General features: G+C 33.7%; 14 protein-coding genes and 1 pseudogene. 11 read left to right on the top strand and 4 right to left on the bottom strand.

The genetic code is table 11. The annotated features are described in order from the left end of the window. The first annotated feature begins 100 nt into the window (after positions 1–100). The 3 genes from F8162_RS24715 (at position 101) to galT (ending at position 3,318) form a co-directional block, all read left to right on the top strand. Entirely contained in the window at positions 101–388 is a 288-nt protein-coding gene (locus F8162_RS24715) for an AbrB/MazE/SpoVT family DNA-binding domain-containing protein (RefSeq protein WP_151630732.1), read from the top strand. Between the two features lie 278 nt (positions 389–666). Next, entirely contained in the window at positions 667–1,617 is a 951-nt protein-coding gene (locus F8162_RS24710; protein ID WP_151630731.1) for a serine protease, read from the top strand. Positions 1,618–1,827: 210 nt separating this feature from the next. Continuing rightward, entirely contained in the window at positions 1,828–3,318 is a 1,491-nt protein-coding gene (gene galT, locus F8162_RS24705) for a UDP-glucose--hexose-1-phosphate uridylyltransferase (protein ID WP_151630730.1), read from the top strand. Between the two features lie 311 nt (positions 3,319–3,629). Here galT and F8162_RS24700 read toward each other — a convergent pair whose 3' ends face one another. Continuing rightward, positions 3,630–3,938, bottom strand: a complete 309-nt coding sequence (locus tag F8162_RS24700) for an ArsR/SmtB family transcription factor (RefSeq protein WP_001259913.1) — start codon at positions 3,936–3,938, stop codon at positions 3,630–3,632. Positions 3,939–4,046: 108 nt separating this feature from the next. On the opposite strand from F8162_RS24700, the gene F8162_RS24695 reads away from it, so the two are divergent. Then, positions 4,047–4,982, top strand: coding sequence for an aldo/keto reductase (locus tag F8162_RS24695; RefSeq protein ID WP_151630729.1), 936 nt, complete (start codon positions 4,047–4,049; stop codon positions 4,980–4,982). A 49-nt stretch (positions 4,983–5,031) separates the two neighbouring features. Continuing rightward, the gene (locus tag F8162_RS24690) at positions 5,032–6,207 is read left to right on the top strand and encodes an MFS transporter (RefSeq protein WP_151630728.1); all 1,176 of its coding nucleotides are present in this window, start codon (positions 5,032–5,034) and stop codon (positions 6,205–6,207) included. Positions 6,208–6,594: 387 nt separating this feature from the next. On the opposite strand, the gene F8162_RS24685 is transcribed toward F8162_RS24690, so the two are convergent. Both F8162_RS24685 and F8162_RS24680 read right to left on the bottom strand, forming a co-directional pair. Continuing rightward, positions 6,595–6,819, bottom strand: coding sequence for a hypothetical protein (locus F8162_RS24685; RefSeq protein WP_142286529.1), 225 nt, complete (start codon positions 6,817–6,819; stop codon positions 6,595–6,597). An 85-nt stretch (positions 6,820–6,904) separates the two neighbouring features. Beyond that, positions 6,905–7,252, bottom strand: coding sequence for a DUF4257 domain-containing protein (locus F8162_RS24680; protein ID WP_151630727.1), 348 nt, complete (start codon positions 7,250–7,252; stop codon positions 6,905–6,907). A 196-nt stretch (positions 7,253–7,448) separates the two neighbouring features. Here F8162_RS24680 and F8162_RS24675 point away from each other — a divergent pair, with 196 nt between their 5' ends. The 6 genes and pseudogenes from F8162_RS24675 to F8162_RS24655 all read left to right on the top strand — a co-directional run bounded on the left by F8162_RS24675 (position 7,449) and on the right by F8162_RS24655 (position 12,560). Next, a complete protein-coding gene (locus F8162_RS24675) occupies positions 7,449–7,976 on the top strand; it encodes a DinB family protein (RefSeq protein WP_151630726.1) in 528 nt (175 codons plus the stop codon). 182 nt (positions 7,977–8,158) lie between these two features. Further along, a complete protein-coding gene (rsgA, locus tag F8162_RS24670) occupies positions 8,159–9,208 on the top strand; it encodes a ribosome small subunit-dependent GTPase A (RefSeq protein ID WP_151630725.1) in 1,050 nt (349 codons plus the stop codon). 204 nt (positions 9,209–9,412) lie between these two features. Next, positions 9,413–10,453, top strand: a pseudogene (locus F8162_RS29515) (cache domain-containing protein); the annotation flags it as partial. Further along, a complete protein-coding gene (locus F8162_RS29510) occupies positions 10,448–11,395 on the top strand; it encodes a methyl-accepting chemotaxis protein (protein ID WP_413226582.1) in 948 nt (315 codons plus the stop codon). The pseudogene F8162_RS29515 and the gene F8162_RS29510, both read left to right, overlap by 6 nt. Before the next feature lie 194 nt (positions 11,396–11,589). Further along, positions 11,590–11,895, top strand: a complete 306-nt coding sequence (locus F8162_RS24660; protein ID WP_151630723.1) for a hypothetical protein — start codon at positions 11,590–11,592, stop codon at positions 11,893–11,895. Between the two features lie 296 nt (positions 11,896–12,191). Continuing rightward, on the top strand, positions 12,192–12,560 hold the full coding sequence (locus tag F8162_RS24655) for a DUF3979 family protein (protein ID WP_151630722.1): 369 nt from the start codon (positions 12,192–12,194) through the stop codon (positions 12,558–12,560). Positions 12,561–12,597: 37 nt separating this feature from the next. Here the strand turns inward: F8162_RS24655 and F8162_RS24650 are convergent, their stop codons facing one another. Then, positions 12,598–13,638: a GerAB/ArcD/ProY family transporter gene (locus F8162_RS24650; RefSeq protein ID WP_151630721.1), complete on the bottom strand. Its 1,041-nt coding sequence runs from the start codon at positions 13,636–13,638 to the stop codon at positions 12,598–12,600. Positions 13,639–13,874 lie beyond the last annotated feature (236 nt).

The raw sequence follows: 13,874 nt of genomic DNA, 5'->3' as shown, positions 1-13,874 counted from the left end.
TTGAGTACAAAATTTTCTAAAAAGAGACAAGTATTACCAAAAAGTGATAAAATGGAAAGAGCGAGGTGGAAAAAATAATAGAAAGTAAGGGGGGAGTAATATGAAAGCAACAGGAGTTATTCGAAAAGTAGACGAATTAGGACGAATTGTTATTCCTAAAGAATTACGTGATGTATTGGGAATACAAATCAAATCACCACTTGAAATTTTCGTAGAAGAAGAAAAAGTCATTTTACAAAAATATCAACCTTACAATGCTTGTCAAATAACAGGCGATGTTTCAAATCAAAACATATCATTAGCAAATGGAAACATTACTGTTAGTATAGATGGAGCGAAACATTTAATAAAAGAAATAGAGAAGTTTTTAAATAAGAGTGAGGCTTAGTCTTAATTTAATTTATTTTATTTTAAAATTTCATATCATTCTATAAAAACTATAAAAGGACCATTAAATTGGTCCTTTTATTTTGGTTATTGGTTATACCAATCGGATTTTTGGTGTATAAAAATTACGAGATAAATAAAAGAGTAGTATAAAATTAGTAATCTATATTGAGAAATATTTTTAAGGAAGGAATACGAAACGAATAAAACGAATGTTACATTTAAACGTTTTTAAAAGTGGTCTGAAATGAAAATAATATATTTTCAGGAGGGATTACGATGAATAGTAGTACAGCGAATAAACAAAAAGGTATACAATTGATTCCTTTTACAGTAGATAAGGTGGTTGAACAAGTAAATGAAATTCCACCAGGTGTACAACTCATTCATGCTCCGCAAGTATGGGAGAAGAGTGCAAAAGGAAAAGATATTGTCGTTGCCATATTAGATACAGGGTGTGATGTGAATCATATAGATTTAAAGGATCGTATTATCGGTGGGAAAAATTTCACGAAAGATTACGAAGGGGATCCAAATAATTATTTTGATAATAACGGACACGGTACTCATGTAGCCGGGACAATTGCAGCGACTGAAAATGGTGTCGGTGTTTTAGGAGTCGCACCACTTGCTAAAATGTTAGTATTAAAGGTTTTAGCGGGAGATGGTTCTGGAAGTTATGAGCAAATTATTGAGGCGATTCATTATGCTGTAAATTGGAGAGGGCCTAATAAAGAAAGAGTTAGAGTTATATCAATGTCACTTGGTGGCCCACAGGACGTTCCAGAATTACATGAAGCGATTCAAAATGCGGTAAAGCAAGATGTTCTCGTCGTATGTGCTGCTGGGAATAATGGAGATTGTGATGATAACACGGAGGAACTAGATTTCCCAGGTGCTTACTCCGAAGTAATTGAAGTCGGCGCTGTCAATTTAGAACGGAAAATCGCATGTTTTAGTAATTCAAATCAAGAAATTGATTTAGTGGCGCCAGGTGATGAAATACTATCTACGTATCCCGAGGGAAAATATGCAGTATTAAGTGGAACTTCTATGGCGACACCGCATATCGCTGGAGCACTCGCATTGCTTATTAAGCAGTGTGAGAGAGAATATGGTAGAAAATTATCAGAGCCAGAAATATATGCACAACTTATTAAAAGAACTGTACCTTTAGGATATGAACGTACATCTGAAGGGAATGGATTACTAGATTTATTAAAAGAATAGAAAATACTAAAAACATCTCATATTTTTATGAGATGTTTTTTAGTATGGTTCTGTCGCATATACCATGGAATTTAGTATTTAATTCTTTTTCATGCAACGTATATTAGTATGGTGGTTATCCTATACGTCTGTTCATAAAATTATAAAAGGTACATAGAACTGGCATCGTAACAACACAAACCGCTATAAGGTTATAGGAGGTATATACTGATGATATATCAAGCTATCCAGCAGTTAATTGATTGGGCTATTGAAGTTCAATTAATTGAACAAGAAGATGAAATATATACAAGGAATCAAATCCTTTCCTTAGTTGGTTTAGATGACTTTGTAGTGGAAGCGTCAGCGCCCGCGCCCGCAAAGAAAGCAATTGCGGAGTTATTGGAGGAGTTAATTGAATTTGCTTGTACGCATAAAGTCATTGAAGAAGTAATGTACGAGAAGGAGATTTTAGCAAGTGCAATTATGGATGTTTTTATTTCAAAACCGTCCGTTATCAATTCTCTATTTCATGAAAAATACGAACAAAATCCGAAGGCTGCGACAAATTACTTCTATGAATTAAGTAAAAACAGCAACTATATCCAGATGAAGCAAATTGCCAAAAATATAAATTATAAAGTAAATACGGAATATGGACCCATTGATATTACAATTAATTTATCAAAACCGGAAAAAGAACCGAAACAAATTGCTAGAGAGAGAGTATTGGAAAGTACAAATTATCCAAAATGTTTACTCTGTATTGAGAATGAAGGATATAGAGGCAGAACTGGACATCCAGCACGCTCGAATCATCGTATGATCCGGATGAATCTTACAGATGAAAGCTGGTTTCTACAATATTCTCCGTATATATACTTCAAAGAACACTGTATTGTATTGTCCTCAGAACATCGAGATATGAAAATTGACCGTCAAACATTTTTACGTTTGTTAAAATTTGTAGAAAAATTCCCGCATTATTTCCTTGGGTCCAATGCAGATTTGCCAATTGTAGGAGGGTCTATTCTAACACATGACCACTATCAAGGTGGAAACTATGAATTTGCTATGGCAAATGCATCAAACGACCTAATTTTTGAACTAACTAATTTTCCAGAAATGCAATGTTCTATTATTAAATGGCCTATGTCAGTTATTCGCTTAAGAAGTAAAGACATAGAACAAATAGTAAATGCAGGGGAGTACATATTAGAGAGGTGGAAGGGATATAGTGATCCATCTGTTAATATATTTGCATTTACGAATGATGTTCCGCATAATACGATAACTCCGATTGCTCGCTACCGGAATAGTATGTACGAATTGGATCTTGTTTTGCGGAACAATCGTACAAGTGATGAACATTCGCTAGGTATTTTCCACCCTCATGCGGAAATACAGCATATTAAAAAAGAAAATATCGGTCTAATTGAAGTAATGGGGTTAGCAGTACTTCCTGCGCGTTTAAAAACAGAACTTCAGGAAGTGGAAAAATTCTTACTTAACATTCCAAGTGATATTCCAACGCTTCATATACGATGGGCAGAACAATTAAAAATCAAATATGACAATCGGATACATGAACAAAATGTACAGGAGATAGTAAAAGCAGAATTAGGACAGAAATTTATACAGGCGCTTGAAGATGCTGGTGTTTTTAAGCGAGATGACGAAGGGATATCGGCGTTTAAACGTTTTATTCAGACCTTACATTAGGCATGGATTTAGTAGTTTTAATGATTACAAAATGACCTGATTATTTGATAAGGGGGGTAATAAGATGGGGAAGTGTGAGCATAAGCAACTACAGGAATTGAAACAGATAGGCGGCCTTATATTAATGATGTGTATAAAATGTAATCAAATAATTAAAGTGTCCAAAGGATACAGGACAAAAATAAAGTAAGAAAGAATGAAAAATATATATTCCTAGTGTGTGATGAACAAATTTCCCACTGATTAAAGTTGCATTTTATTAAAAGAATAGCAAAAACTAAAAAACATCTCATATGAATATGGGATGTTTTTTAGTATGGTTCTGTTGCATGTAATACGACGTCTAATAAACCGGGGAATCTAGCATGTAAGTCATCTTCACGAATTGAAATGAAACGTTGTGTTCCTTCAAGGCGTGTATACATAACACCGGATTCACGTAAAACCTTGAAATGGTGAGATAAAGTTGATTTCGCAATGGGAATGTTTAACGCACCACAAGATTGTTCATGTTTCTCTAGTAGCATCGTTACAATTTGTAAACGAATTTGATCGCTAAGTGCATATAAAACAGAAGAGAATTGGATTTCTTCTCGATTTGGATGATAGAGAGTACGCATTTTTTCACCTGCTTGCATAAGTTAATATAGTTTGCACTATAACATATAAAGTGGTATATTTCTATTGTTTGAATATATTCGAACAATAGAAATATAGGGGGAGAAAAAATGAAGTATACAAAATTACAAAAGGCAGGACTACATATTTCAAAGTTGGGGTTAGGAACAAACGCTGTAGGGGGGCATAATTTATATGCTAATGTGAATGAGGAAGAAGGAAAACGATTAATAAAAGAAGCTATCCAGCAAGGGATTACATTTTTTGATACAGCAGATTCATACGGTTTCGGTAGATCAGAGGAATTGGTAGGAGAAGTATTGAAAGGAAGACGCCAAGAATTTGTACTTGCTACAAAAGGTGGAATACAGCCGTTATTAAATGGAGAGGTTTATATTAATAATGAACGAAGCTATTTAAGAAATGCTGTGGAAAATAGCTTAAGAAGATTACAAACTGATTATATTGATTTATATTATTTACATTTTACAAATCCAGAAACAAGTTACATAGATTCAATTGGGGAGCTTACTCGTCTAAAAGAAGAAGGGAAAATTCGTTCAATTGGAATATCTAACGTAAACGTAGAGCAATTAAAAGAAGCGAATCAGCACGGACAGATAGATGTTGTACAATCACCGTATAATATGTTGGATCGTACTGCTGGGGAAGAACTTTTGCCATATTGTATAGAATCAGGTATTTCATTTATTCCATACGGACCTCTTGCCTTTGGGATACTAGGAGGGAAATATACAGAAGATTTTAAATTAAGCGAAGGGGATTGGCGTCAAAGTGTAAATCTATTTGAAGAAAATACATATAAGAGTAGCTTTAAAAAAGTTGAAAAGTTAAAAGGCTTAGCTAAAGAAAAAAATATCGAAGTATCGCATTTAGCTTTAGCGTGGCTATTAAACAAAAAAGGAATTGATACTGTTATTCCTGGTGGGAAACGAGCGGAGCAAATAAGAGAAAGTGTAAGAGCGGTGGAAGTTTCATTGAATGAGAAGATTATGAAAGAGATTGAATCTATTTTAGAAGATTAGTTAAGAAGAGGGGTAATTCCCTCTTTTTCTATAAAAGGAGAAGATTTAAATGAAAAGAATACTAGCTGTATTCTTTTCGATCATGTTTATGATAGGTACAGATACTTTCTTAATTTCACCACTTTTACCGACATTACAACAGGTGTATCATGTTTCAACAGAGCTATCAGGATGGATGGTGAGTTCATATGCTTTAGGATATGCTGGATTTGCGCTTATCGCTGGTCCTATATCAGATGGCTTAAACAGAAAAAAAGTGATGGTAATAGGAATGAGTTTTTTTGCTTTAAGTACGTTTTTATGTGGAATTGCACCGAGTTTTCTATGGATGCTAATGTTTAGGTTTTTAGCAGGGGTCAGTGCAGCCTTTGTATCTCCACAAGTATGGGCATCTATTCCGCTTCTTATAGAGAAAGAGCAAATTGTGAAGGCAATTGGGATTGCAACAGCAGGGCTATCAATCTCTCAAATTTTAGGACTGCCAGTTGGGGCGTATTTGGCAATGATACACTATACAACACCATTCTTCATTATTGGTCTATTATCAGTACTACTTGTCATTCTTATCTATGTAGTATTACCAGAAATACAACCGGTTCATATAGGTGGAAGTAAAACAAACATCTTAAAGCGTTATAAACAATTACTTACTGATTCAAAGGTTTCACTTTCTTATGTTGCATATTTTGTTTTTCAAACGGGTAATTTTGCAGCATTTTCATTCTTTGGCGTATGGCTTTCCATTCAATTTGGCTTACAAGTTCATGAAATAGGAACAGCTATGCTCGTATTAGGATTAGGAAATTTAACAGGGAATATTTTTGGCCCTAGAATCGTAAATAAAATTGGCTATAACCTTTCTTTTTATGGTGGAATTGTATTTACAGCAGTGTTATATGTATTACTTCCTCATGTAAAGAACATTATATTGGTGGAGTTATTGTTCTTTGTTTTGTTTTTTGTGACAGGAATTTTGTTTGTATTAATGATGAGGAACTTACAAAATATGTCTAGTGTAGCAAGAGGGACAGGAGCCGCACTTGCAAATGCTTCTATGTATATTGGTCAAATGATTGGAGCGGCAACAGCAGGACTGTTATTTGTAGCATCTCACAATTTTATACTTATAGGTAGTTTTACTGCGTTACTATATGTAGTGGCTTTATTTCTGTTTAGAAGAAGTGAAAAGCTTAATGAAGATCATGAGACAGGAATTGCATCATGAAGCTTATATTAATAAAAAAAGGGATTTATCTATTATTTGAGGTGACATCGAATAAAACGAGTGCAAGAAGTGCGGTTAGTCTATCAATGAAAATAGCACTTAGAAACCACATATGAAATCAATATTAGTAGAGTAATAATACATGAAGGGATCTTTGAGTGCAGAGAGTAAAGAAAGTAGATAAGTAATATAAAGGTAATGTAACAAAGTTATATGGAATCCAAAAATAAAAAATCCCTACATAGATAGGGATTTATATATCGGCATATAGTTCCTTGGAAAAGGATATACTTAGTTTAACATATTGGAGTACTTATATTTGTGAAATAGATGTGAAATAGATGTGAAAAAATACCGTAATAAAAAGCACTGTTTTAGCTAATTGAACTAAAACAGTGCTTTTTTCTTTGATTGAACAGTTGCTGCATTTTCATCATGTATGCCTGCATCTTTAATAATTCGTTGTTTTGCTTTATTTAATAGATGGTTTACTGCTTCACCAAAATAGTTAGCTTCGCTTTTTGTGCGGGCTTCTCGTAAACATTTATAGTTTTCTAGCAGTTCCTCTTTTTCAGTGTTTGTTAAGAAATCTTCTATTTTCTTTTTTGTCATACGAAACACCCTTTCTTCTGACAAACGACGCAATAGAAAATATTTATTGTTTATTATAGCAATAATTTTTAAAGAAAAGTATAGACTAACGTCGTAATAATTTGTCAATTTCTTGAATCTTCTCATCAGCTTTCCCAATTTGTGTATTTTTAGCCTGCTCACCACCAAGCGCTTGGTGCAGTAAGAAAGTCTGACCGGAAATAGCAGTCACAATGGATACTTTAATAATTTCTTTTATTAAGGTGACATCGAATAAAACGAGTCCAAGAAGTGCAGCTAGACTACCAGTAAAAATATCAGTCAAAAACCCCAAGTGAAAAAAAGTTTTCAAACGGCGTGGAAGCAATAACTTGCCTTGGTTATTGATTAGATGGGAAACGAAACCAGTAATGCCACCAACGAGAACAGCAGTTAGCCATTGATACATTTCCATCGAATCCACTCCTTTTAGTGAATAAGATTCGATTATTTTATATTGATTCCTTTTAATATTTCATAGAAGCATATTGAGAAAGTTTGTTTGGGTTTATTACGTATTCAATTTAATTATAACAGAAAAATCTGATATATATGAGTCTATTATATGAAGCGGTTATTCCTTAATATGAATGTAGAAAGGGGTGCGTGATATGAATATAGATTATCGAATAAGAAGTGTAGATGGTTATACAAAAAATATAGGGGAATTAGTAAGCATGCTAGAGCGTACGAGGGCTGTAACATTACAGGAAATAAAAGATTTATCAGTTGAGCAATTAGATTTAATTATGCCGAGTGGAGGGAATTCCATCGGAGTGTTACTAAAGCATATAGCAGCTATAGAAAAAGCCCATCAACTTATTTCATTTCAAGAGCGCGACTTTACAAAAGAAGAATTAGAAATATGGGAAGACGCACTGTATTTAGGGGAAGCGGGGAGAACAATCCGTGGTCATGAAATACAGTATTATGTACAACTTCTACAAAGTGTTCGAGAAGAATCTCTGAAGTATTTGAATGAACAAGATGATAAATGGCTTATGTCAGAAAGAAAGTGGCCTAACGGTGTAGCGTATAACCAGCATTATCTGTGGTTTCATGTGCTAGAAGATGAGGTTAGTCACCGTGGACAAATTAGAATGATGAAAAATAAAATATTTGAAAATTGCGTTAAATAAGGTAGCTTTTTAAATAAATATTCCATATAATGAGAGTAATTAAAATGAGAACGGAGTGATGTATTATGGCGAAGATAACGTATATGAATAATAAACCAAATACAAAGGTGGATGGAAAGGGCGAGACTGTATAAGTGAGCGCACGATCCTTCCGCTTAGCTCAAACTAGGGAGGATATTAATTTGAATCAAAATATTTTAAAATCATTCGGCTGGGATTCTTTTTTTGAAGAACAAGCTGTAGAGAACTTTGAAGTAGGACGTATTTTACTTGAGCATAAGCATATATATCGGATTGTTTGTAATGATGGTGAATATATGGCAGAGCTGTCTGGAAAGTTTCGGCATGAAGCAGTAACGAAGGGAGATTATCCAGCTGTTGGTGATTGGGTGCATATAAAGAAAATAGAGAATGAAAAGAAAGCTATCATTCATCGTATTTTTCCGAGAAGAAGCTCTTTTTCTAGACAAGAGGCTGGTACTCGAACGGAAGAACAAGTAATAGCAGCAAATGTAGATTATCTATTTTTAGTGAATGCACTTAACCATGATTTTAACGTAAGAAGAATGGAACGTTATTTACTATTAGCGTATGAAAGCGGTGCAATGCCTGTTATTGTTTTAACAAAGAGTAGCTTATGTGAAGACGTGGAACAGAAAATTGTTGAAACGGAAGCTGTGGCAATTGGTGTTCCGATCTTCGTCGTTGATAGTTTAGAACATACTGGTATTGAATCGTTGCAGCAATTTGTTTCTTCAGGAAAAACAATTGCTCTAGTCGGATCATCCGGGGTTGGAAAATCGACTTTGCTAAATGCACTTATAGGAATTGAAGTAGCAAAAACGGGAGATATTCGTGAGGAAGATAGTAAAGGAAGGCATACGACAACTCATCGTGAATTGTTCCGATTACCGAATGGTAGTTTAGTTATTGATACTCCGGGTATGAGGGAACTGCAGCTTTGGGAAGGAATCGATGCAATTCAAACAACATTTTCTGATATTGAAGAATTAGCAAAAACGTGCCGTTTTAGGGACTGTAAGCATGAAAATGAGCCAGGGTGCGCAGTGCATCATGCAATTGATAACGGACTTATTACGATAAATCGTTTGCAAAGCTATAAAAAATTACAAAGAGAACTGGCATATTTTATGAGAAAACAAGATGCTATTCTTGCAAGGGCAGAGCGTGATAAGTGGAAAAAGATTTCTAAACAGCATAAAAAAATGTGAAAAACCAAAGGGTGGTTCCCTTTGGTTTTTTGCATTTGTAAATTTTATAATAATATTATTCATATATATGGACAAAGAGAATTTAATTGTTTAAACTTTACAAAGTATTCATCATAATAGGTTATGAAAATAATAATTAGGGAATGGGAAATATTTATAATTCACAAGATTTAATTTTTGAAATTGAAAAGCAGGAGGTTTGTAATGGGTAGACTATTAAATTGGTTTCGTGATATGAAAGTAGCGAAAAAACTACTAATTTCATTTTTTGTCATTTTAATTGCGGCTGTCTCTATTATCGGAGGCATGTCTTATCAAACAGCTAAAAAGAATTTTGAATCACAAATTACGAGTAGTGCTCACGACAATATAAAAATATTAGATAATTTAATTAATCAAATGATTGAGGCGAAATTTAATGATGTAAATAATTTTGCACGTGTGATTCAAGGTAATATGTATCAAGGGGATAATCAAGATGAATTAAGAAAAATGTTATCTCAATATATCAATTTGAATAAAGATGTTGAACAAGTCTATGTTGCTGGGAATGATAAGAAATTTGTGCAAGAACCAAATATACAAATGGCAGCAGACTATGATCCAACAGAACGTTCTTGGTATAAAGATGCAGTGGCAAAACAAGGTGGTATTGTCATTACTGAGCCGTATAAGGCGAAGGGAAATGGACATATTGTCGTAACAATTGCAAAACAAGCAGAAGATAAAAACGGTGTTGTAGCAATAGATTTAAGTTTAGATAATTTATTAAAAACAACAAAGTTAATCAATATCGGTAAAAAAGGATATGCTTTCATTTTAGATGGGAAACAAAAAATAATTGCACATCCTCAAGAAAAATCAGGGGAAAAAGCAGCTGATTCTTGGGCGAAGAAAATTTATGAAGATAATCACGGTGCTTTTTCATATATGTATGATGGCAGCGAAAAACAAATGGTATTTGCTACAAATGTAAAAACAGGTTGGAAAATTGGTGGAACGATGTACTCAAATGAAATAATTGAAGCTGCGCAGCCTGTATTTTATAATATGTTAATTGTTATGTTTATTTCATTAGTTATAGGTGGGGCGCTTATTTATTTTGTGACACTTTCTATAACGAAGCCATTAAAGAGATTAGTTACCACTTCCAAAGAAATAAGTGAGGGAGATTTAACGCAAACAATCGAGATTCATTCTAATGATGAAATTGGTCAACTTGCAAAAGGGTTTAATGAGATGACAGATGCATTGCGAACGTTAATAGGAAGAATTAATACTTCGGCTGGACATGTTGCAGCAGCATCAGAAGAGCTAACGGCAAGTGTAAGACAAGCGAGTGAAGCGACTGAGCAAATTACAATGGCAATGGATGAAATATCGAGCGGGGCAACAACACAAACGACAAGTGTAGAAAATGGTGCAATGTTACTATTTGATGTAACAGAAGGAATTCAGCATGTAGCAAATAGTTCATCATCAATTAGTACCGCTTCTGCTCATACGCGTGAAAAAGCAGAAAATGGCGGAAAACTAGTCGGAAAAACTGTAAATCAAATGCAATCTATTGCAGAATCTGTTTCACAATCAGATGAAGTTATACAGTTACTAAATAATAAATCAAAACAAATTGGTGACATACTAGAAGTAATTCAAAATATTGCAGATCAAACAAACCTTCTAGCTTTGAATGCCGCAATTGAAGCTGCAAGAGCGGGAGAGCACGGAAGAGGGTTTGCAATTGTTGCAGATGAAGTACGTAAATTGGCAGAGAAGTCTAGCATATCTTCTAATGAAATTAGTAAGTTAATATGTGAAATACAAGATGACATGAGTAAGACGGTAAAATCTATGGGGCATGTAAATGAAGAAGTTCAATCTGGACTTGTGATTGCGAATGAAACGAAGCAAAACTTCACTGAGATTTTACAATCTACAAATGAAATTGCCGATCAAATTAAAACGATGGTTGAAACGGCTAATGGGATGTCAAAAGGTGCAAATGAAGTATCTATTTCAGTAGGACAAATTGCAATGACAGCACAGAATAATGCGACGAGTACTCAAAACGTTGCAGCATCAGCAGAAGAACAACTAGCGTCCATTGAGGAGATTAGTTCTGCGGCTGGTACATTATCTCAAATGGCTGAAGAGTTACAAGGGTTAATTGAAAGATTTAAAGTTTAACATAGGACAGACTATCTCTAAAACAGCAGTAAGCTATTGGAGTAGTCTGTTTTTATTATGTAAAATTAAATGGGATAGAGAGTATTTTTATGATATTAAAGGTATATTTTGTATAATATTTGTCGAAAAATAGAGGTATTTGTTAACTTTGTGTATAATTAGAATCATATAGAACACAAATAAAGGAGATTACTATGGGAGTTTATTGGGGGACCAAAAGACATTCTTGGCTTAGTTATGTCTCATTTTGGTTAAGTATTTCATTTTTTATTGTTTTTCTAATTGAAGTGTTTATTTTAAAAACACTTTCGAATAGTTCGGTGCAAATTGTTAAATATTTTTATTTTATACTTGTACCAGTAAACATCTTTCTTAGTTTAAAGTTACTTTTTAAGAAAGATGAAAAGAAAGCATTACCTATTTTTAGTTTCATTGTATCATTATTATTTACAATTTTAATACTAGTATTAGCGTTAGCAGCTACTGGGAAATTCTTTTAAGGAGAGTGATATAAGTCACTCTTCTTTTTTGTTGTTGTAAGGAAATACTAAGTGAAAGATGGACAAAGAGTGCATTTCATTAAGTTAGATATGATTTCAAAACTTTAGAAGAATATTAAAAAATGAAATAAGAGAAAATTCATATAGTAATGAAGAGAATCAGGTGTTATATATGCAGTTATGAAGCAAATGAATACGGTAAAAACGGTGATATATGGTACAATACATATGGATAGTGATAGAGATAAAGGGTATATAAAATACCCATCGTTTTTTAGTAAGAGAGGGGTTATCTTATGCTATACGAGGATTTGATGACAATATTTCAAACAGCTCCGAAAGAAGAAGATAGAGGTGGCTGGAAATATATAATCCAGAAACGAAATGATAAATATGAAATTGTTGATGAACTGTTAAAAAATCAAATGAGTGTTGAATTGTATTTTAATGAATATGATGAGGTGAAAATCACTTTATATAAAGATGGAATGCCTATTTCTACTATGCAAAGAATTACGATTTCAAAGGTTGAATTAGATGAAGAGGAAGAAGGAATTCAATTCGTTTTAGAACGTATGCCTAGTCGGATGATTCGCTTACAACTAAAGCCATATTTAGCACTCGAAATGGGGCCGTACTGGGAAGTATGTAATGATTGTGAATAAACATAAAAGAAGCATCCAATAAACATGGATGCTTCTTTTATGTTTTTTGAAGTCGTTTAAAAGCAATAATCGGAAGTAAAATGATGCTGACCCACCCGATTATAGGATATAGAATGTGGAGTAATTCACTGTAGCCAACGTAACTAAAGCAATAACTTATTAGTAAAATAAAGAAAATAATATTGTTATTTTTCCATCCGGTGATGGATTGCATTTGTTTCGTCATTCCGAACACATTGCCAACTAAAGTTGTGAACACTTCACCGAAAATGATAAGAACGAAGAAAAAGTGAAAAGTTGCATTGAATTTTCTTATGACTTCAGCCATTGGGATATTATATTGATAAAATTGATCGACTGATAAGATAGCTAAATGGCTACACAATAAAATTAAAGAAAGTCCTGCACCACCTAAAATACCGCCCCATAAAATGGCCTTTCGATCTTTTACTTCACTGGCTAACGGAACGAGAACGCTTTGGGCGAGAGAAAGATTTAAGGCGACATATGTAATGGGACTAGTAATCCACTTCATATTCCATCTTTCTGCAGGAATAGTGTTACTAATAGGAGTTGTACCGTGAAAAAAAGTTGTAATAGCAAGTCCGATAATAAAAATCATCATAATAGGTACGACAAGTGTATTTACTTCAAAAACACCTTGTAATCCGCGACTACCTATAATGAGACAGGCGATCACTGTAATGAAAATACCAAGTTGTCTTGGTAAACGAAGTTGCTCTTCGAATACCGCCCCAGCTCCTGATAACATAACGCTCGTTACACCAAATAATACGAGTAATAATAGTGTATTTACAACATTTCCAAATACATCCCCAAATAAATATTTGTTAAATTCTTGTGCTGAAAATGCACCGATTTGTGATGAAAGTAACATCATCTTTGTGCCAAGCCAAATAAAAAAAAATCCGCTTACACATATGCCAATCGTTCCATATATTCCGTTCACTGTAAAAAATTCAACAATTTCTCGTCCAGTAGCAAATCCAGCTCCAACAACTGTTCCAATATAAGTAGCAGCGACTTTCTTTGCTACTTGCCATTGTTGATTGTCCATGTTATCCCTCTTTCTACTACGATGAGCTTGATTTACTATTATGCATATGTATGAGCTTGGACAATTAGACGTATGAAGTGTTTGAAAACATACATGAATGAAAAGATATTAGGGAAGTATTAAAGGTGTTAAAACTTTGTTACATATGAGCCGATCGTTCCAAAGGATAGGAAATGTATGGTAACATGTAACTAGGTTATTAAAAGATAAACATTATGAAATGATAAGAGGAGTGG

The sequence above is a fragment of the Bacillus sp. CH140a_4T genome, from assembly GCF_008923725.1.
Classification (GTDB): domain Bacteria; phylum Bacillota; class Bacilli; order Bacillales; family Bacillaceae_G; genus Bacillus_A.
The sequence above is the reverse complement of the archived record's forward strand: the minus strand, read 5'-3'. Positions and strand labels throughout refer to the sequence as shown.

Bases quoted from the DNA above. Each gene is read 5' to 3' on its own strand.
- F8162_RS24700 (WP_001259913.1), bottom strand. From the start codon at position 3,938: ATGCGTACTCTCTATCATCCAAATCGAGAAGAAATCCAATTCTCTTCT.
- F8162_RS24675 (WP_151630726.1), top strand. From the start codon at position 7,449: ATGAATATAGATTATCGAATAAGAAGTGTAGATGGTTATACAAAAAAT.
- F8162_RS24680 (WP_151630727.1), bottom strand. From the start codon at position 7,252: ATGGAAATGTATCAATGGCTAACTGCTGTTCTCGTTGGTGGCATTACT.
- galT (WP_151630730.1), top strand. From the start codon at position 1,828: ATGATATATCAAGCTATCCAGCAGTTAATTGATTGGGCTATTGAAGTT.
- F8162_RS24715 (WP_151630732.1), top strand. From the start codon at position 101: ATGAAAGCAACAGGAGTTATTCGAAAAGTAGACGAATTAGGACGAATT.
- F8162_RS24695 (WP_151630729.1), top strand. From the start codon at position 4,047: ATGAAGTATACAAAATTACAAAAGGCAGGACTACATATTTCAAAGTTG.
- F8162_RS24685 (WP_142286529.1), bottom strand. From the start codon at position 6,819: ATGACAAAAAAGAAAATAGAAGATTTCTTAACAAACACTGAAAAAGAG.
- F8162_RS24660 (WP_151630723.1), top strand. From the start codon at position 11,590: ATGGGAGTTTATTGGGGGACCAAAAGACATTCTTGGCTTAGTTATGTC.
- F8162_RS24655 (WP_151630722.1), top strand. From the start codon at position 12,192: ATGCTATACGAGGATTTGATGACAATATTTCAAACAGCTCCGAAAGAA.
- F8162_RS24710 (WP_151630731.1), top strand. From the start codon at position 667: ATGAATAGTAGTACAGCGAATAAACAAAAAGGTATACAATTGATTCCT.
- F8162_RS24690 (WP_151630728.1), top strand. From the start codon at position 5,032: ATGAAAAGAATACTAGCTGTATTCTTTTCGATCATGTTTATGATAGGT.
- F8162_RS24650 (WP_151630721.1), bottom strand. From the start codon at position 13,638: ATGGACAATCAACAATGGCAAGTAGCAAAGAAAGTCGCTGCTACTTAT.
- F8162_RS29510 (WP_413226582.1), top strand. From the start codon at position 10,448: ATGACAGATGCATTGCGAACGTTAATAGGAAGAATTAATACTTCGGCT.